Annotated in this window: 18 protein-coding genes; 4 read left to right on the forward strand and 14 right to left on the reverse strand. The window is 58.6% G+C overall.

The window, feature by feature from the left end; genetic code table 11:
• Positions 1-36: 36 nt before the first annotated feature.
• The 7 genes from AWB69_RS47720 to AWB69_RS16000 form a co-directional block, all read right to left on the reverse strand.
• Positions 37-336, reverse strand: coding sequence for a hypothetical protein (locus AWB69_RS47720; protein ID WP_156528864.1), 300 nt, complete (start codon positions 334-336; stop codon positions 37-39).
• 87 nt (positions 337-423) lie between these two features.
• On the reverse strand, positions 424-1,491 hold the full coding sequence (leuB, locus tag AWB69_RS15975; RefSeq protein ID WP_062086321.1) for a 3-isopropylmalate dehydrogenase: 1,068 nt from the start codon (positions 1,489-1,491) through the stop codon (positions 424-426).
• Positions 1,492-1,553: 62 nt separating this feature from the next.
• Complete coding sequence (gene leuD, locus AWB69_RS15980) at positions 1,554-2,204, reverse strand: 3-isopropylmalate dehydratase small subunit (RefSeq protein ID WP_062086323.1); 651 nt, start codon at positions 2,202-2,204, stop codon at positions 1,554-1,556.
• A 51-nt stretch (positions 2,205-2,255) separates the two neighbouring features.
• On the reverse strand, positions 2,256-2,387 hold the full coding sequence (locus AWB69_RS15985; RefSeq protein ID WP_062086325.1) for an entericidin A/B family lipoprotein: 132 nt from the start codon (positions 2,385-2,387) through the stop codon (positions 2,256-2,258).
• Positions 2,384-3,793 (reverse strand): 3-isopropylmalate dehydratase large subunit, encoded by a 1,410-nt coding sequence (leuC, locus tag AWB69_RS15990; protein WP_062086327.1) that lies wholly within the window; start codon positions 3,791-3,793, stop codon positions 2,384-2,386. The genes AWB69_RS15985 and leuC overlap by 4 nt, the downstream gene beginning before the upstream one ends.
• Positions 3,794-4,093: 300 nt before the next feature.
• Positions 4,094-7,909: a DUF6531 domain-containing protein gene (locus AWB69_RS15995; protein WP_082913429.1), complete on the reverse strand. Its 3,816-nt coding sequence runs from the start codon at positions 7,907-7,909 to the stop codon at positions 4,094-4,096.
• 232 nt (positions 7,910-8,141) lie between these two features.
• Positions 8,142-8,495 carry an RHS repeat domain-containing protein gene (locus tag AWB69_RS16000; RefSeq protein ID WP_062086331.1) on the reverse strand — a complete coding sequence of 118 codons (354 nt, stop codon included), beginning with the start codon at positions 8,493-8,495 and terminating at the stop codon, positions 8,142-8,144.
• Positions 8,496-8,876: 381 nt separating this feature from the next.
• On the opposite strand from AWB69_RS16000, the gene AWB69_RS47725 reads away from it, so the two are divergent.
• A complete protein-coding gene (locus tag AWB69_RS47725; protein ID WP_156528865.1) occupies positions 8,877-9,026 on the forward strand; it encodes a hypothetical protein in 150 nt (49 codons plus the stop codon).
• A 108-nt stretch (positions 9,027-9,134) separates the two neighbouring features.
• Here AWB69_RS47725 and gltA read toward each other — a convergent pair whose 3' ends face one another.
• The 7 genes from gltA to AWB69_RS16035 all read right to left on the reverse strand — a co-directional run bounded on the left by gltA (position 9,135) and on the right by AWB69_RS16035 (position 15,044).
• Positions 9,135-10,436, reverse strand: a complete 1,302-nt coding sequence (gltA, locus tag AWB69_RS16005) for a citrate synthase (protein WP_062086333.1) — start codon at positions 10,434-10,436, stop codon at positions 9,135-9,137.
• Positions 10,437-10,524: 88 nt separating this feature from the next.
• Positions 10,525-10,797, reverse strand: a complete 273-nt coding sequence (locus tag AWB69_RS16010) for an FAD assembly factor SdhE (protein ID WP_062086335.1) — start codon at positions 10,795-10,797, stop codon at positions 10,525-10,527.
• Positions 10,798-10,811: 14 nt separating this feature from the next.
• Positions 10,812-11,516 carry a succinate dehydrogenase iron-sulfur subunit gene (locus AWB69_RS16015; protein WP_031362534.1) on the reverse strand — a complete coding sequence of 235 codons (705 nt, stop codon included), beginning with the start codon at positions 11,514-11,516 and terminating at the stop codon, positions 10,812-10,814.
• A 15-nt stretch (positions 11,517-11,531) separates the two neighbouring features.
• Positions 11,532-13,310, reverse strand: coding sequence for a succinate dehydrogenase flavoprotein subunit (gene sdhA, locus AWB69_RS16020; protein WP_062086336.1), 1,779 nt, complete (start codon positions 13,308-13,310; stop codon positions 11,532-11,534).
• A 3-nt stretch (positions 13,311-13,313) separates the two neighbouring features.
• Positions 13,314-13,688, reverse strand: a complete 375-nt coding sequence (gene sdhD / locus AWB69_RS16025; RefSeq protein WP_062086338.1) for a succinate dehydrogenase, hydrophobic membrane anchor protein — start codon at positions 13,686-13,688, stop codon at positions 13,314-13,316.
• A 2-nt stretch (positions 13,689-13,690) separates the two neighbouring features.
• On the reverse strand, positions 13,691-14,101 hold the full coding sequence (gene sdhC, locus AWB69_RS16030) for a succinate dehydrogenase, cytochrome b556 subunit (protein WP_062086340.1): 411 nt from the start codon (positions 14,099-14,101) through the stop codon (positions 13,691-13,693).
• A 154-nt stretch (positions 14,102-14,255) separates the two neighbouring features.
• Complete coding sequence (locus AWB69_RS16035; RefSeq protein WP_062086342.1) at positions 14,256-15,044, reverse strand: GntR family transcriptional regulator; 789 nt, start codon at positions 15,042-15,044, stop codon at positions 14,256-14,258.
• Between the two features lie 576 nt (positions 15,045-15,620).
• On the opposite strand from AWB69_RS16035, the gene AWB69_RS16040 reads away from it, so the two are divergent.
• The 3 genes from AWB69_RS16040 to AWB69_RS16050 all read left to right on the forward strand — a co-directional run.
• Complete coding sequence (locus tag AWB69_RS16040) at positions 15,621-16,607, forward strand: malate dehydrogenase (RefSeq protein WP_062086344.1); 987 nt, start codon at positions 15,621-15,623, stop codon at positions 16,605-16,607.
• A gap of 159 nt (positions 16,608-16,766) precedes the next feature.
• The gene (locus AWB69_RS16045) at positions 16,767-17,762 is read left to right on the forward strand and encodes an HpcH/HpaI aldolase/citrate lyase family protein (protein WP_062086346.1); all 996 of its coding nucleotides are present in this window, start codon (positions 16,767-16,769) and stop codon (positions 17,760-17,762) included.
• 30 nt (positions 17,763-17,792) lie between these two features.
• Positions 17,793-18,156: citrate/2-methylcitrate synthase (locus AWB69_RS16050; protein ID WP_331712677.1), on the forward strand; the 364-nt coding region annotated here is incomplete at its 3' end.

Here is an 18,156-nt window from a genome sequence, read left to right on the forward strand (position 1 = left end):
GACCGCGCGGGGAAGATGGGCGGGCACGACAGGCGATCAGCGGAACGTGATCGTTTTGAGGGAAATGGTTTTCGTAATGCGTTTGGACAGCGCAACCGTACCGGCAAGCGTGTTCAAAAGCGTAATGGCGAGACGAGCCGTGCGGGCGCCTGAGCTAAAACCGCCGCATGAAATCGAGTCCAGAGAGATTGAAGAGATCTTCGCCATAACAAAAGAGTCTACACGATAACCCGCATATTCGTCCCTGCGCGTGAGTGTTTCGCGCCGTTTTGACGTGGTTCGTGCGGTAAAAGCGACGAATCGAGATGAAATATCGCGATCGGCGGCATCCGGCAAAGACGTCCGCCGCGAGAGGCTTTTCCACCGGAATTTTTCGCCGGCACGTGCGACCGACTCGTCCGATGAAAAAGCCCGTTGCCGGATTTAAAGCGCCGCGATCACCGCGTCGCCCATTTCCTTCGTGCCGACGGTACGGCCGTCCGGCGTCGCGATATCGCCAGTACGCAGGCCCTGCGCGAGCACCTTCTTCACCGCCGTTTCGATCCGGTCGGCCTGGTCGGCCTTGCCGAGCGAATATCGCAGCATCATGGCGGCCGAGAGGATCGTCGCCAGCGGATTCGCCACGCCCTTGCCCGCGATATCCGGCGCCGAACCATGCGACGGCTCGTACAGACCCTTGTTGTTTTTATCGAGCGAGGCGGACGGCAACATGCCGATGGAACCCGTCAGCATGGCGGCTTCGTCGGAGAGAATGTCGCCGAACATGTTGCCGGTCACCACCACGTCGAACGCCTTCGGCGCCTTCACCAATTGCATGGCCGCGTTGTCCACGTACATGTGCGACAACTCGACGTCCGGATATTCCTTCGATACATCGATCATCACGTCGCGCCAGAATTGCGATGTCTCCAGCACGTTGGCTTTATCGACGCTCGTCAGCTTCTTCGCGCGCTTTTGCGCAGCCTGAAACGCCACGTGCGCAATCCGGCGCACTTCCGGCTCCGAATAACGCATGGTGTCGAAGCCTTCCTTCGCGCCTTCGAACAAGCCATCCGGCGATGAACGCACGCCGCGCGGCTGGCCGAAATAGATATCGCCGTTCAGTTCACGAATGATCAGGATATCCAGCCCCGCCACAATCTCCGGCTTCAGCGACGAAGCTGCCGTCAGTTGCGGATAACAAATGGCCGGACGGAAGTTCGCAAACAATTGCAGGTGCTTGCGCAGACCCAGGATGGCCTGCTCCGGACGCAGCGCACGTTCGAGCGAATCGTATTTCCAGTCGCCCACGGCGCCGAACAGGATTGCATCCGATGCTTTCGCTAGTGCGAGCGTCGCTTCCGGCAGCGGATATCCGCTCGCCTCGTAGCCCGCGCCGCCGACCGGCGCTTCTTCGAGCTCGAACTTTTCGTCGAGCGCGTTCAGGACCTTGACGGCTTCCTTGATGATCTCCGGACCGATTCCATCGCCGGGCAGCACTGCAATCTTCATGGTGTTTCCTTCCTTTTCTTGTTAATCCGAGCCTGTTCGTACTTACACGTACTTCTTCGCATTTAGCCGACGAGGCGGTTATTCAGCCACGGCTGCTTCGTGAGACGCTCGTTTTCGAACTGACGGATCTTGTCGGCGTGACGCAGCGTGAGCGCGATGTCGTCGAATCCGTTCAGCAGGCAGAATTTGCGGAAGCCCGGCACTTCGAACGGGTATGCCGTGCCGTCGCCGGTCAGCACGAGCTGGCGCTCCAGATCGACCGTCAGCTTGAAGCCGTTGAACGCGTAGGTTTCGTTGAACAGCTTGTCGACCTGGCTTTCGGTCAGGACGATCGGCAGCAGGCCGTTCTTGAAGCAGTTGTTATAGAAGATGTCCGCAAAGCTTGGCGCGATGATCGCGCGGAAACCGTACTGGTCCAGCGCCCACGGTGCGTGCTCGCGCGAGCTGCCGCAGCCGAAATTCTTGCGCGTCAGCAGGATTGACGCGCCCTGGTAGCGCGGCTGGTTCAGCACGAAATCCGGATTCAGCGGCCGGTTCGAGTTGTCCTGGCCCGGCTGACCGACATCGAGATAACGCCATTCGTCGAACGCGTTCGGGCCGAAACCCGTGCGCTTGATCGACTTCAGAAACTGCTTCGGGATGATCGCGTCCGTGTCGACATTGTCGCGATCGAGCGGCGCGACGAGCCCGCTATGTACGATGAATTTTTCCATGATGCTTTACCGGTTTGCGGTTTGGTTAGCTTGACCGTTTTTTGGAGCCGCTTACTTGTCGGCCGCGTTGCTGATCGAGTTGCCGAGGTGATGCAGATCCTCGCCAAAGCCGTGGACCGTATTGCAGCCCGCGACGCCGGCAACGACAGCGATGAACCCCAGCACAATAAGGACGCGCTTCATGTCAGTTCGCGGATATCGACGAAATGACCTTCGATAGCAGCAGCCGCTGCCATCGCCGGGCTTACCAGGTGCGTACGGCCGCCTGCGCCCTGACGCCCTTCGAAGTTCCGGTTCGACGTGGAGGCGCAGCGCTCGCCCGGCTCCAGCCGGTCGGCGTTCATGGCGAGGCACATCGAGCAGCCGGGTTCGCGCCACTGGAAGCCTGCGTCGAGGAACACTTTGTCGAGCCCTTCGCGTTCCGCCTGCGCCTTCACGAGACCGGAACCCGGCACGACCATGGCCAGCCGGATGTTCGACGCCACGCGGCGGCCCAGCGTCTTCACCACATACGCGGCAGCCCGCAAGTCTTCGATCCGAGCATTCGTGCACGAGCCGATGAAAATCTTGTCCGGCTTGATCGACTGCATGGGTGTGTTGGGTTCGAGCGCCATGTACTTCAGCGCGCGTTCGATGGCATCGCGCTTGATTGGGTCCTTTTCGCGTTCGGGATCCGGCACGCGGCCGTCAATGGACGTCACCATTTCCGGCGACGTGCCCCACGTCACTTGGGGCACGATTTCAGCGGCGTTCAGCTCCACCACGCGGTCAAACTTCGCGCCGGGATCGGACGTGAAGGTGCGCCAATAGGTGGCTGCCTGCTCGAATTCCGCGCCATGCGGCGAGTACGGACGATCTTTCAGGTAGTTGATGGTGGTGTCATCGACCGCCACCATCCCGGCCCGGGCACCCGCTTCGATAGCCATGTTGCAGACCGTCATGCGGCCTTCCATGGACAACGCCCGGATGGTCGAGCCGCCAAATTCGATGGCGTAGCCATTGCCGCCCGCCGTACCAATCTTGCCGATGATGGCCAGCACGATGTCCTTCGCGGTGCAGCCGCGCGGCAGCGGTCCTTCGACCTTGACGAGCAAGTTCTTGCTCTTCTTTTGCAGCAGGGTCTGCGTGGCGAGGACGTGCTCGACTTCCGACGTGCCAATGCCATGCGCCAGCGCGCCGAACGCGCCGTGGGTGGAGGTATGCGAGTCGCCGCAAACGATGGTCATGCCCGGCAGCGTGGCGCCCTGTTCCGGCCCGATGATGTGCACAATGCCCTGGCGCAGGTCGTTCATCTTGAACTGCGTGATGCCGTAGGCGTCGCAGTTGTTATCGAGCGTGTCCACCTGCAGCTTCGAGATGGGGTCCGCGATGCCGTGCGAACGGTCGGTCGTCGGCACGTTGTGATCCGACACCGCCAGGTTCGCACTGATCCGCCACACCGGCCGTTCGGCCAGTTTCAGACCCTCGAACGCTTGCGGGCTGGTCACTTCGTGGAGCAAATGACGGTCGATGTAGAGGATTGACGTACCGTCTTCCTCGGTGTGGATCACATGCGAGTTCCACAACTTGTCGTACAGGGTCTGGGCCATGGTCTTTTCAGGTGTTGTGACTGCGGGGGTGTTTTTTGGTTTGATGATTATGCCACGCAGGATAGCGCATTGCGCTAGTCATTCAAGAAAAAACTGATATAAAACAGTGAGTTAGGGTAGTAGTGGAGCTACCTGTATGGGGAGTACCGGGATGGGCGGATCAACCGAAATGCAGAAAAGAATCAGCCGTTTAGCCGCGCTGCCGACCGATTAAGGAAGTAAATCAGGAGAAGTCAGCCGCACGGAATAAACGGCCTGACGAAGGAGCCTCGAATTCGATATCGGCGGCGTCTGGAGCAGCTAACTTATCTTCGTCGTCGTGCTCCTCGTGCCGTCGATTTTTTCGACCACGCGTACGGGTCGGTAGAAAGCCGGTTTGTCGTTGCCTACCGCCGGGACGGATTCATAGCTGATGTCAGTGGCGGGTGTGACGCCGTCCACCACGGGCTGCGTCGTGCGGATCAGCAACTTGTCTGAATACACACGCGTGGATATCTTTCCCCTGCCGTCTTCTGAAGTAGCGAGATTGCCCGTCTGCATTTCATAGGTAAAGCGCTGAGTCAGCACCGGATCGTTAGTGCCGGGCCGGGGAAACTGAGATATCGTCCGAATATTATGTTCACATGGGACAAGGAAGCATCCCTGATCGAGATAGGTATATTCGATTCGATTCTTCTCAGGACGTGTTTCGCGGACGAGCCGGTTCTGACCGTCATAGTCTTTAATTGTCCAGTTACCCATAGAATCGCCGATCTGCAGCAAATTACCCTCGCCGTCAAAGTAATTTGCATGGCTAGATCCCCCAGGACCCACTTCCTCACTCCGAGAACCCGCGAAATAGTAGTCGTATCGGTTACCCGCGGCGCTCGTCTGCGTCTGCACCCGGCCTAGCGTGTCATAGGTATTACTGACGACCGCGGTATTCGGGAACCCAGGTTGATAGAATTTCGTCATCCGTCCCGGCTGGCCGTACTCGAAGCGAGTTGTGAACCCATCTGGATCGGTCTCGCTAACGAGATTGTCATTGCCGTCGTACGCGTAGCGAACCGTCTGCTGCGGACTACTGACGCTTTGCAAACGGTTATTCGCGTAAGCGAGCGTCAAGCTCCGTCCGACACTGTTGTCCACGCGCGTTAGCAGGTCGCCGCTCCAAGTAAAGCTTATTTGTCGCCTATCCGGGTGAATGTATGAGCTTACCTTGTCGAGATTAAACGTGTAGTACCCGCCGCCAAGGGTCGTATACTTGGCGGTATTGCCAATAATACTCAGCGAAACAGGCTTGCCGGGCGGCGGACTGAACCTCCCGTCAGGCAACCGCACGAACACCTCGCTGTTCATGCCGAAACTCGCAGTCCGGGTATTGTTGATCAACTGATCGCCGAGCCAATCTTGAGCCACCACCGCAACCAGATACTTTTGCGCAGAAGGATGCGGATCGTTTAGCGCGTCGAGCGACACCTTGTGTTCAACAATCGCCGCGACTGCGTCAAGCGCGAGTCGGTCGCCCAGCCCAAGAAAGCCATCGGATCCGGTGCGCAGGCGAATGTCGTAATTGTGGGTCCAGCCTTTGCCGAGAGGCCCGCTCTGATTCTTCATCCCGCTGCTGTAAAGGCGTTGGAAGTTCAGCCTGTCAGGCCCATCGCCGTACCCGGTTCTGACGTCCTGATGCTCGTATAGGAAATTCCCAAGCACCATATCGATCGGGTCGCCACGTACCTTGTCTAAGCCACCGAAATTGACTTGGCTTTCCGGTGACTTTAGCTTGCTTGCAGCATTGTTGTAGGTAATAGCAGAACTTGCCTCCGTAGGAAAACCGCCGGAAAATCCCCCGCTGATAATCGAACCAAGCGCCCGCGGGTAGCCATCGCCAAGGACGAAATATCCAATGCCGTTCCAACTGCCGTTGGTCATCTTGCAATCACGCGGAATCAACAACCGATTGCCCTGGTCCACATAATCTTGGAAGTTGCTGAGATGGGCCTCACAGCCGCGAAGTTCTGGCTTAATCACAGTCGCATAATGGCCGCCGCCACTATCGTAAATTCTCACTCCCTGCTTTATCGCAGCGGCGAGCAACTTAATGGTAGATACCGCAGACACTCCCGAGGTCTGCGCAACCACCGTTGACTCAAGTATCGACATATGCATCGCATTGCTATCGAAGACTGCGTTCTCCAGAGTGCCGTTGCCGTCCATCTGGGTGATCGACATCATGTTGCTGGGCAGATCAACGTAGGCGCCCTGGTAGAAACCGGCGATGCCGACTTGATGCTGCTGAACCATGTGCGCATTCGCAAGTCTCTCAGTGATCGAGGCGCTGGCGTTTGTCTGCGCTAGCCACTGCGCTCCCAATACACCAAGGCTCGCACCCAGCACAGCTTCGCTGTTGTCGGGATTACCCGCCGCGCGGACGTTTTCCAGATTTTTAAGATAGTTTTGCGAAAGCCCACGGCCGGTTCTGCCCCAGCCGTTGACGATCAAGTAGGTGCCACCACCCCGGATGTGCTGCTCGAACGCGTGGTCGGATCGGTCGCTGCCATATGCGTTGTGCGACACCCCGAAACGAACGACACTGTCCGCCCCCGGCGCGACGGGGCTCCCCGCCGCGCCTATTGTTTGTCCGTCAAGTTTGAGAACTGGCTGGTGCGACGCGTTATACGTGATCGTCAAAAGCTTGCCGTAGATGGCATCCGAGGTAAATCTCTGATCGATGCCTTGATAAAGCACGCGCACTGTCGGCTTGAGGCCGATCGGAACATCAACTAACTCTTCGGTCGGCCAACTTGCGTCAAGCAATGGGTTGCTGATCTGCCTGAGTCTACCGGAGAAGTCTGGGATAATCGACTTGCCGCCGATGACGTCACTGAGAGTAGCGGCCGGCTTGTTTACCCGGATCCATTGAGCGAGATTCCCCGCGAGAACGTTTATACCGCCGCTCGTCATGCTGAGGGAGTCTACTATTCCAGCGACATCAGGCGTGCCTATGAAAGGGTTGGGCAATCCGGGACCGGGCGTCCAGCCCTCTCCAGTTACACCGCCCAGAAAGCGGGCTGCATTATATTGGGCCGCCACGTTCAGGTCTACACCAGGCTTCATTGTGTGCGGCTTATAGCTAGGATCGAACGTAAACCAGGTGCCACCAATATTAGCTTTCACCCACATATGCTCGATCGAGATGCTGGTCATCGCGACGCTCGACCCCGGGCAATTCCCCTCGCGCGGAGGGCTCACGCTGTGGACCGGGATTTGAGTTTGGTCCATCAGATTCAAGACTGCGCACAGGTTGGTGGTAGGCAACCCATACCAACCCGCGAACTGTTGTGCACTGAGCTTGATCGTGCCTTTGACAAACCGTGCTTCGTACCCGGACAGGAGCAGCAGCCATACCATCAATCGAGACTGGTCGAACGCGCTACCGTAGTTATCGATCACCGCACCGAGTGCGCCTTTGTGTATGCCCCGTACCGGATCGATCTCAATGTTGTTCCGAACATACTGGTAAATCAGGTCCGGGTCATAGCGCAACGCGCGGGCCAACTCCTCGACCGACGCAGGTCCAGGCGGGGCGTTGTTCGTTACAACACCGTTCGCAGCGGTGACGCCGAAACTGCGCAGCAGTCCTTCCTTAGGTGGATCGAAGTTTTGCAGATGAATTTCTTCCGAAGGAGCGTGCGTGCGCTCCAGGTTGAGTTTCGGGAGTGTTTCGATCGTGCCATTGCCGTTAATTCCCACCGGGAGTTCGCGGCCCACTCGTTCGTCATGAGTGCCTGCTTCGGCTGGGGCGAACGGGGGCATTAACGCTCTGATACTGTTCGGCTGTGGAGCAAATTCCCGGTCAGCCGAAGTGGCTGTGGCCCTTAACAACTTTGACGTGGTCGACTCCAGCCTGCGGCGAATGAGCGGCTGTTGCGAAGCTTGCTGCGCGCTCGAGGCCGCGTCGCTTTCAACGACTGCAGGCATGGTGCTCGGAAACTGCGCATCGCCTGCTTCGGCGGTGCCTACAAAAAGAGCCAGCATGCCCAGCAACGTCCCAAGTACAGTACGCCGAACCGACTTTCGTTCTCGGATAACAAGGCGACTAGCCGCACGGGTATCCATTGATGCAGCATCCGGCATCGAAATCTCCTCGAAATTTATTGGTGTCTTAGATTGCTGTCTGCTGTTCGAAAATTCGCGTGCGCAGCCCCGCCTCCCCTTTTCGGACGGGATGAATTCAGTTGTTCAGAAGTATTCGGACCAACCAGGCGCAGGCCCTATCTTCACGCTGTTGAAACCGCGCAAACGGGATTGCAAACAGCGCTGCCGATGGGTCCCGCTGCCCGTCTGGCGCACACGGTTGGGATCTCACTTACGTCGTCATGCTGCTCTTAACGATGCTACGGTTACCAGCAGCGTCGTAGTAGTAATCTATGGTCTTGCTTTTCAAGCCGTCGTTGTAGGTGGCTTTGGTCAGCCTTCCCAGTGCGTCATAAGTGTAGGTAACGTCGCTGGCGGAAAACGCCGCTGCTGCAAACGATAGCGATGCGATGCTAACTACGAAACCCGCGACCTGCCGTATCCCTGCACGCCGCAACCGGCAACGACCTGCATTGAGTTCTTTTCCCTGCCATACTTTTTCTGATCCTCTACTCATCGACATGGCAAAATCCCTTTTTGATTTCTGTCGGTCATAGCCCGCATCGGAGCGCAACGAGTCGGTCACCCTCTCACTTCAGCGTCGACGCAGTAGTTCCTCATGGGTCTCGTGACTTACCCCGTTTCACCAGTTCGCGATATACGCATTACTAAACGACTACGAATCTTACATGCAACCTACCGACTCCATCAATGTATATGTCGTCTATCAATTAGAAATCCGAAAGACATCAATAACAGTCCATATAATTTGTCACAAAGAGTGGAAAGATATTGCTAATACGCTAAATTACCTGCAATAATTCATCTGCGATCCTAAATAATAAAATAATTTAACAATTCGTAGTATCCTGAGAAACTGGATGATCTGCTGCGCGACCCGCGTTATCCAGTGATACGCCGGTATCTGCGCAGGCTCTATCCAGATCGGATCACCGGAGATGCATTCATGTCGATTGCCGCCCCTGGCGACGGTGTGATGGGTGTGCACAGCGCTTCGCTGCGCACACCGGTCAAGACGGCCGGATTCCCTGAGAATCAGACGACATTCGCAGCGGCGCGAAGTTACCAGCAGTGGAAGTTTACGTATGCGCCATGAAGCTATAGCAGCACAATGCAAAACGCCCCAACGATTGACCCGTTGGGGCGTTTCTTAACCCGCTGTACATCGTGCAGCAATCCTTCCCGCGCAAGCCAGCGCTACACCTTACCGCTTATCAATCGCCTTCGCTTCGCGCGGCGTTTCACCAATAAACAATTGACGCGGACGGCCAATCTTCTGCTCCGGATCGGCGATCATTTCGTTCCACTGTGCAATCCAGCCCACCGTCCGCGCCATTGCGAACACGCACGTAAACATGGCCGTCGGAATGCCCAGTGCGCGCTGAACAATACCCGAATAGAAGTCCACATTCGGATACAGCTTACGCGACACAAAATACTCGTCTTCCAGCGCGATCTTTTCCAGCGCCATGGCCAGCTTGAACAACGGGTCATCATGCAGACCGAGCTCTTCAAGCACTTCATGACACGTTTCACGCATCAGCTTCGCGCGCGGATCGTAGTTCTTATAAACGCGATGCCCGAAGCCCATCAGCTTCACGCCCGAATTCTTGTCCTTGACCTGCTTGATGAACTCAGGAATGTTGTCGACAGAGCCGATCTCTTCCAGCATGTTCAGCGCAGCTTCATTCGCACCGCCATGCGCCGGGCCCCAGAGACAAGCAATCCCCGCAGCAATACAAGCAAACGGATTCGCACCCGACGACCCGGCCAGACGCACGGTCGACGTGGACGCATTCTGCTCATGGTCCGCATGCAGGATCAGGATCCGGTCCAGCGCGCGCACGAGCACGTCGTTGACCTTGTACTCTTCGCACGGGTTCGAGAACATCATGTGCATGAAGTTCGCGCTGTACGACAGGTCGTTCTTCGGATAAACGAACGGCTGGCCGATCGTGAACTTGTACGCCATCGCCACCAGCGTGGGCAGCTTCGCGATCATGCGAATAGCCGACACTTCACGATGACGCGGGTCGTTGATATTCAGCGAGTCGTGATAGAACGCCGACAGTGCACCGACAGCCGCCACGAGCACCGCCATCGGGTGTGCATCGCGACGGAAACCGCGGTAGAAGAAATGCATCTGCTCGTGAACCATCGTGTGCTTCGTGACGGTTTCAACGAAGTCAGCCTTCTGTTGGACCGTCGGCAGATCGCCGTGCAGCAGCGCGTAGCAGGTCTCCATGAAGTCAGCCTTGACCGCGAGTTCCTCAATCGGATACCCGCGATACAGCAACTCGCCCTTGTCGCCGTCGATGTACGTAATTGCGGAATTGCACGCCGCCGTCGACATGAAGCCCGGATCGTACGTGAACTTGCCGGTCTGGCCGTACAGCTTGCGGATGTCGATTACGTCCGGGCCCAGGGTGCCCTTGTAGATCGGCATTTCAACGCTCGGCGAGTTGTCGCTGAACGATAGCGTGGCTTTAACATCTGACGGGGTCATAGCACATCCTCAATCGAAGTATGGAAACAGGTTTTCGATAATTCGCACGACACTTGCACGACCGCATGGGCTGGCTTAGTGAACTAACTCAGGCAGAGCGCAGCATCTCCAGCACGCGGGTCATATCCGGCGAGGCCAGTTCGCCATCCGGTTCCTTGCGTGCCAGCAGCAAGTCCATCAGGTCGTTGTCGCTCAGTTCCAGCAGTTGCGTCAGCACACCAACGTCCGCGTCACTGAGGTCATGCTCATATCGGCTGAAAAAACGCTCGAAGATCAGATCGTTTTCCAGCAGACCGCGCCGCGCGCGCCAGCGAAGGCGTGCGCGGCGTAGAGGGTCGGACTGATGCCCGGAGTCATTCATGACACAAGTCCTTCTCAGACAGCGCGGCGCACCATCAATTCTTTAATCTTGCCAATGGCCTTCGTAGGATTCAGTCCCTTCGGGCACACATCGACGCAATTCATGATCGTATGGCAACGGAACAGACGGTACGGATCTTCCAGGTTGTCGAGACGTTCACCTGTCGCTTCGTCACGGCTGTCCGCAATGAATCGATAGGCTTGCAACAAGCCCGCCGGACCCACGAACTTGTCCGGGTTCCACCAAAAGCTCGGGCATGAAGTCGAGCAGCTAGCACAAAGAATGCACTCGTACAGGCCGTCAAGTTCGTCGCGCTCTTCAGGCGTTTGCAGACGCTCTTTTTCCGGCGGCGGCGTGTCGTTGATCAGGTACGGCTTGATCGAGTGATACTGGTTGAAAAACTGCGTGAAATCGCAAATCAGGTCACGCACGACGGGCAAGCCCGGCAGCGGACGCAGCACGATCTTCTGCGGCAGGTCATTCATGTTCTGCAAGCAGGCCAGACCGTTCTTGCCGTTGATATTCATGGCGTCCGAACCGCACACGCCCTCACGGCACGAACGGCGGAACGACAGCGTTTCGTCGACCGACTTCAGCTTCAGCAGCGCGTCCAGCAACATGCGCTCATGCGAGTCGATCTCGATCTCGTACGTCTGCATGCGGGGCGCCGCGTCCTTGTCCGGATCGTAGCGGTAGATTTCAAAAGTACGCTTTGCCATTTCGATTCCTTTGCCTTAGAAGGTACGCGCTTTCGGCGGCACCGATTCGACCGTCAGCGGCGTCATGTGCACCGGCTTGTAGTCGAGCTTGTCGCCTTCGCTGAACCACAGCGTGTGCTTCATCCAGTTGTCGTCGTCGCGATGTTCGAAGTCGCTGTGCGCATGCGCGCCGCGGCTTTCCTTGCGCGCTTCGGCCGAGATCATGGTGGCACGCGCCACTTCGATCAGGTTCGCCAGTTCCAGCGCCTCGACCTTCGCGGTGTTGAACACCTTCGACTTGTCCTTCAGATGCACATGCTTCACGCGCTCGGACAATTCCTTGACCTTGTCCACCCCTTCCGCCAGCAGCTTCGACGTGCGGAACACGCCGGCATGCGCCTGCATGGTCGAGCGGATGTCGCCCGCGATCGATTGCGTGTATTCACCCGACGACGACTTCTCCAGCACGGCGAGGCGTTCAAGCGCGGCGTCGGCGGCATCGGCCGGCAGCGGCTTGTGTTCCTTCATTTCCAGCGCATGCTTGATGATGTGGTTGCCGGCCGCGCGGCCGAACACCACCAGGTCCAGCAGCGAGTTCGTGCCAAGACGGTTCGCGCCGTGCACCGACACGCACGAGCATTCGCCGACCGCGTAGAAGCCGTTGACCGGCTCTTCATAGCCGCCCTTCAGCGTGCCCACGACCTGGCCGTGAATGTTCGTAGGAATGCCGCCCATCTGGTAGTGGATGGTCGGCACGACTGGGATCGGTTCCTTGATGCAGTCGACGTTCGCGAACTTCATCGCGATCTCGCGGATCGACGGCAGCCGCTTCATGATGGTCTCGGCGCCAATATGCGACAGGTCCAGCAAGACGTGGTCCTTGTTCGGACCCACACCGCGGCCTTCCTTGATTTCCTGGTCCATCGAGCGCGAAACGAAATCGCGCGGCGCCAGATCCTTCAGCGTCGGCGCGTAGCGCTCCATGAAGCGTTCGCCGTCAGAATTGCGCAGGATCCCGCCTTCGCCACGGACGCCTTCGGTAATCAGCACGCCCGCACCGGCCACGCCGGTCGGGTGGAATTGCCAGAATTCCATGTCCTGCAAGGCGATGCCCGAACGGGCCGCCATGCCAAGTCCGTCGCCGGTATTGATGAACGCGTTGGTCGATGCCGCGAAGATCCGGCCCGCGCCGCCCGTGGCGAACAACGTGGTCTTGCCTTCGAGAATGTGGACGTCGCCGGTTTCCATTTCCATGGCGGTCACGCCGAGCACGTCGCCGTCGGCGTCGCGGATCAGATCCAGCGCCATCCATTCAACGAAGAAGTGCGTCTTGGCTGCGACGTTCTGCTGGTACAGCGTGTGCAGCAATGCATGGCCGGTACGGTCCGCGGCGGCGCAAGCGCGCTGCACCGGCTTTTCACCGTAGTTCGCCGTGTGGCCGCCGAACGGACGCTGATAGATCGTGCCGTCCGCGTTACGGTCGAACGGCATGCCCATGTGTTCGAGTTCGTAGACGGCGCCGGGCGCTTCACGGCACATGAATTCGATCGCATCCTGGTCGCCGAGCCAGTCAGAGCCCTTGATGGTGTCGTAGAAGTGGTAATGCCAGTTGTCTTCGCTCATGTTGCCGAGCGACGCGCCAATACCGCCTTGGGCCGCAACGGTGTGCGAACGCGTCGGGAAGACCTTCGACAGCACCGCAACCGACAAGCCGGCGCGGGCGAGTTGCAGCGACGCGCGCATGCCCGAACCACCTGCACCCACGATCACGACGTCGAAACGGCGACGCGGCAGGGACGTTTTAATTGCAGCCATTCTTTACACTCTCCAGAGAATCTGTGCCGCGTAGCCGACGCATCCGACCAGCCAGAGGATTGTTAGTGCCTGCAGGAACAGGCGCAGCCCCATGGGCTTGACGTAGTCCATCCAGATGTCGCGAATGCCGACCCACGCGTGATAAAAGAGCGAGAGCAAGGCCACGAAGGTGGCGAGCTTCATCCATTGCATGGCGAAAATGGATGCCCAGCCGTCATACGAAAAATCACGCGCGCCGAAAAACCAGAACAGCAGGACCAGCGTGTAAAGGGCCATCACGACGGCGGTAATGCGTTGCGCCAGCCAGTCGCGCAAACCGTAGTGCGCGCCAACGACGAGGCGCTTGGGACCAATTCGGTTGTTGTTGTTCGCTGCCATTCTCAGAAGGCTCCAAAGAGTTTAAGCGCAACGACGATTGTCAGCAGAGATGACACCACGAGCACGACGATGGACGTCTGCTTGCCGCCTTCCTTGCTCACTGCGCGATGGGTATCGAGCAGCAGGAAGCGGATGCCGGCGCAAAAGTGGAACAGGAAGGACCACGAAAGCACGAGGACGACGATCTTGACGAGGGGATTGGCGAGAAAGCCCTTGAAGCTGTCGAAACTGATCTCCGACGTCAGGCTTTGGTCCAGCAGATAGAGCAGAAACGGCAGCGATACGAATAGAAGCAGACCACTGATGCGATGAAGAATCGACACCTTTCCCGCTAGTGGCAAGCGGTAGGTTGCTAGCTGAGCAATTCCGATATTCCGGTACTCAGGTCTTGGTTTTTTTACGGCTTCAGCCATGCTAGACCCCAACTTTGTTATCACACTAGTCCGCGATTTTAGCGCCTTTTTATATCGCGCTGCAGCGAAATGCCGCGCAAGAGGCTATTGCAAATCGCGTGAGAAAAGCTTTACGGCACCGCCTGGGTTCGCCGCGAAGCCGTCCACGTCCCGTTCAACTCAAATCGTTTTGATAGTAATAGCCGTTCGTGACATACCACCCGCGCCGCACTTCCACCGGCCGGTCGCCATACGTGTATGACACCCGCTCGACCGACAACAACGGTGACCCGATTGCCACGCCAAGCAGTTTGGCGACCGCGTCGTCCGCGCCCACCGCCCTGATTTTCTCCGATGCCCGGATCATGCGCGTCCCGAATTCCGCTTCGAACATTGCATAAAGCGGGCCTTTGTAATCTGCCAGGCGCTCAGCCGTCAGCCCGCGGAAAACCGCGCCGGGTAACCAGATTTCGTCGAAGACGGTGGTTTCGCCGTCGAATTGCAGCAAGCGTTTGATACACACGACCGGGTCGGCCGGCTTCAGGTCCAGTTGGCGAGCGATCTCGGCGGGTGCGCGCAAACGGCGGCACTCCAGCAGTCGGCTCACGTGGGGATGAAGGTCGCCGTCTTCCGGCAGCAGCCGGAGAAAGCGGAACTGTACGCGATCTTCGTTGTGCGTTGCAACAAATGTGCCCTTGCCCTGACGGCGCACGAGCAGGTTGTCGGCGGCGAGTTCATCGATGGCTTTGCGCACCGTCCCCTGGCTCACCTTGTAGCGGGCAGCCAGTTCGACTTCGCTGGGGATCATTTCGCCGGGCTTCCATTCGCCCGATTCAAGCCCCTGGGTAATCAGGGCCTTGATCTGCTGGTATAGCGGGCTGAACGTTGGCGACGAAGCGGGCACGACTTCCGTCGCGCCGGCCGCGCCGGGAAGGTTCGTGGTGCTCGCTGGGTTCGAATTCATGCGCGCATTTCATCATAAAGCGCCAAGTCGCGTCTAGCGTTTTCCCGGGTATTCATATGTCTTATATAAGACATATGATACGGTTGACTTTGACCTGATCGAATCCTACACTCCTTGGCGAGCAAGGGTTTGCGGGATGCTGCGCGTTTCATGCGGCTGACCCGGTGCGTCGGTCAGTCAATGCTGGCTACCCGAACGCCACGAGAACTCCCTACCGCTCACCGCTTCAAGCCGAACGGCTTTCGTGTTCGCTGCCGCTGCCAGTGCCCCGCCCTTGCAACGCCCGCGCGCCCTCGAAAACGCGACGCATGAGGCACGAGACGTTAGGCGGCGGTGAACCAGCAGGATCCAGTGCAAAATCCCATGCTCGCCTTGCCAGATTTCCAGCACGAGGGTTGGGCTGCGATTGCCGGCATGCTACCGGAAAGACAATGACAATCTCGCTTCAGGCGCGACGCCATTGGGTTTCGGAGCAACCCGCGCAGTTCGATTCACTTGCTTCATCAACGCTTCGCGTAACGCGCCTAAAATGGCGTTTTTCCCTAGCGTTTCACGCACCGTTCAGGAGTGTTCTCAATGGCTAAGTCCGCAAAGCGCGTTGCCGTCACCGGCGCCGCAGGTCAAATCGGTTACTCGTTGCTGTTCCGCATCGCCAATGGCGACCTGCTGGGCAAGGATCAGCCGATCATCCTTCAGTTGCTCGACCTGCCGCAGGCGCAAGGCGCCGTCAAGGGCGTAGTCATGGAACTGGAAGACTGCGCGTTCCCGCTGCTGGCCGGCGTGGTCGTGACCGACGACCCGAAGGTCGCATTCAAGGACGCCGACGTCGCGTTGCTGGTCGGCGCCCGTCCCCGTTCGAAGGGCATGGAGCGTAAGGACCTGCTGTCCGCCAACGCCGAGATCTTCACGGTGCAAGGCAAGGCGCTCAACGACGTGGCAAGCCGCGACGTGAAGGTGCTCGTGGTCGGCAACCCGGCCAACACGAACGCCTACATCGCAATGAAGTCGGCGCCGGATCTGCCGAAGAAGAACTTCACGGCCATGCTGCGCCTCGACCACAACCGTGCGCTGTCGCAACTGGCGTCGAAGTCGGGCAAGCCGGTCGCATCGATCGAAAAGCTGGCTGTGTGGGGCAACCACTCGCCGACCATGTACCCGGATTTCCGTTTCGCCACCGTGGATGGCCAATCGTTGACCAAGCTGATCAACGACGACGAATGGAACCGCAACACGTTCATCCCGACCGTCGGCAAGCGCGGCGCGGCGATCATTGAAGCGCGTGGTCTGTCGTCGGCCGCGTCGGCAGCCAATGCGGCTATCGACCACGTGCATGACTGGCTGCTCGGCACGAACGGCAAGTGGGTCACCATGGGCATTCCGTCTGATGGTTCGTACGAAATCCCGGAAGACATCATCTACGGCGTTCCCGTGACGTGCGAAAACGGCGAATACAAGCGCGTGGAAGGCCTGGAAATCGACGCGTTCTCGCGCGAGAAGATGACCGGCACGCTGAACGAATTGCTCGAAGAGCGTGATGGCGTTGCGCATCTGCTGGGCAAATAAGCGGGTCTGGCAGTCTTTGCGTTTCACGCGAGCGCCTGGCAACCAAGGCCGTCGCTCGCTGCTGATTCGAGTGCGTTTGGTGTTTGACGTTTGACATAACGTCCGAACCCACCCGAATCCGCGGTTTCCACCCTCTTTACATGCAACCCGACGCCGACGATGCGCGCTCTCACCCCCGCCGAAGTCCTGTTTGAAGGCGACGTTCCACCCGCTGTGATGCCCCCTTGCGATCACTATGCAGGCAGCGAAAAGCTGATCAGGAAATCGCTCGCCCTGCAGGCGCAACTCGGCCCGGTATTCGACGTCACGCTCGATTGCGAGGACGGCGCGCAAGTCGGTCAGGAAGCGTCGCACGCGGAACTGGTGGCATCGTTTCTCGGCAGCGAGGAGGACCGCTTCGGCCGCGTCGGCGTGCGGATTCACGACTTCCAGAACCGCGCATGGCGCGACGACGTGCGCATCATCCTGCGCGCCGCCAAAAAGGCGCCTGCCTATGTCACATGCCCCAAGATTCGCAGCGTCTTCGATGCCGCCGAGATGGTCGCGTTCATCGAAGCGTCGCGGTGCGAGTTTGGGATCAAGCACGCCATTCCGTGTCACCTGCTGATCGAAACGCATGGCGCGCTGGCAGAGGTCTTCGAACTCGCGGCGCTGCCGGGCGTTGAAGCACTCAGTTTCGGGCTGATGGATTTTGTGTCGGCACATAACGGCGCCATTCCCGATACCGCAATGCGCTCGCCCGGCCAGTTCGATCACCCGCTCGTGCGGCGCGCGAAGCTCGAGATCGCGGCAGCGTGCCACGCGCATGGCAAGGTGGCGTCGCATAACGTCTCCACGGAAGTGCGCGACATGAGCGTGGTCGCAGGCGACGCCCAGCGTGCCCGCAACGAGTTCGGCTATACGCGCATGTGGAGCATCCACCCGGATCAGATCCAGCCGATCGTCGATGCTTTCCTGCCGCGCAGCGATGAAATCGCGACCGCCACGGAGATCCTGCTGGCGGCGCAAAACGCGCAGTGGGGACCGACGCGGTATCAGGACACGTTGCACGATCGCGCAAGCTATCGGTATTACTGGTCGGTGCTGCGCCGCGCGAAAGCGTCGGCAAAGGCGCTGCCCGAAGGCGCGGAGACGCTTTTTTCACAAGACAAGTAACGCGTTCTACATATCAGGAGACTGGGTCGAATGAGCGATACGCTAGAGAAAGAAGCACCCGCCACCGGCGGTTTCAAGCCGAAGAAATCCGTCGCGCTCTCAGGCGTGACGGCAGGCAATACCGCGCTGTGCACCGTCGGCAAGACCGGCAATGACCTGCACTATCGGGGCTATGACATCCTCGATATTGCCGGGACCTCCGAGTTCGAGGAGATCGCGTATCTGCTCGTGCATGGCAAGCTGCCCACCGTTGCCGAACTCAAGACCTACAAGGCCAAGCTCAAGGGTCTGCGTGGCCTTCCCGCGAACCTGAAAGGCGCGCTCGAATGGATTCCCGCATCCGCTCACCCGATGGATGTAATGCGCACCGGCGTCTCCGTGCTCGGCACTGTGT

It is taken from the genome of Caballeronia udeis, assembly GCF_001544555.2.
Classification (GTDB): Bacteria; Pseudomonadota; Gammaproteobacteria; order Burkholderiales; family Burkholderiaceae; genus Caballeronia; species Caballeronia udeis.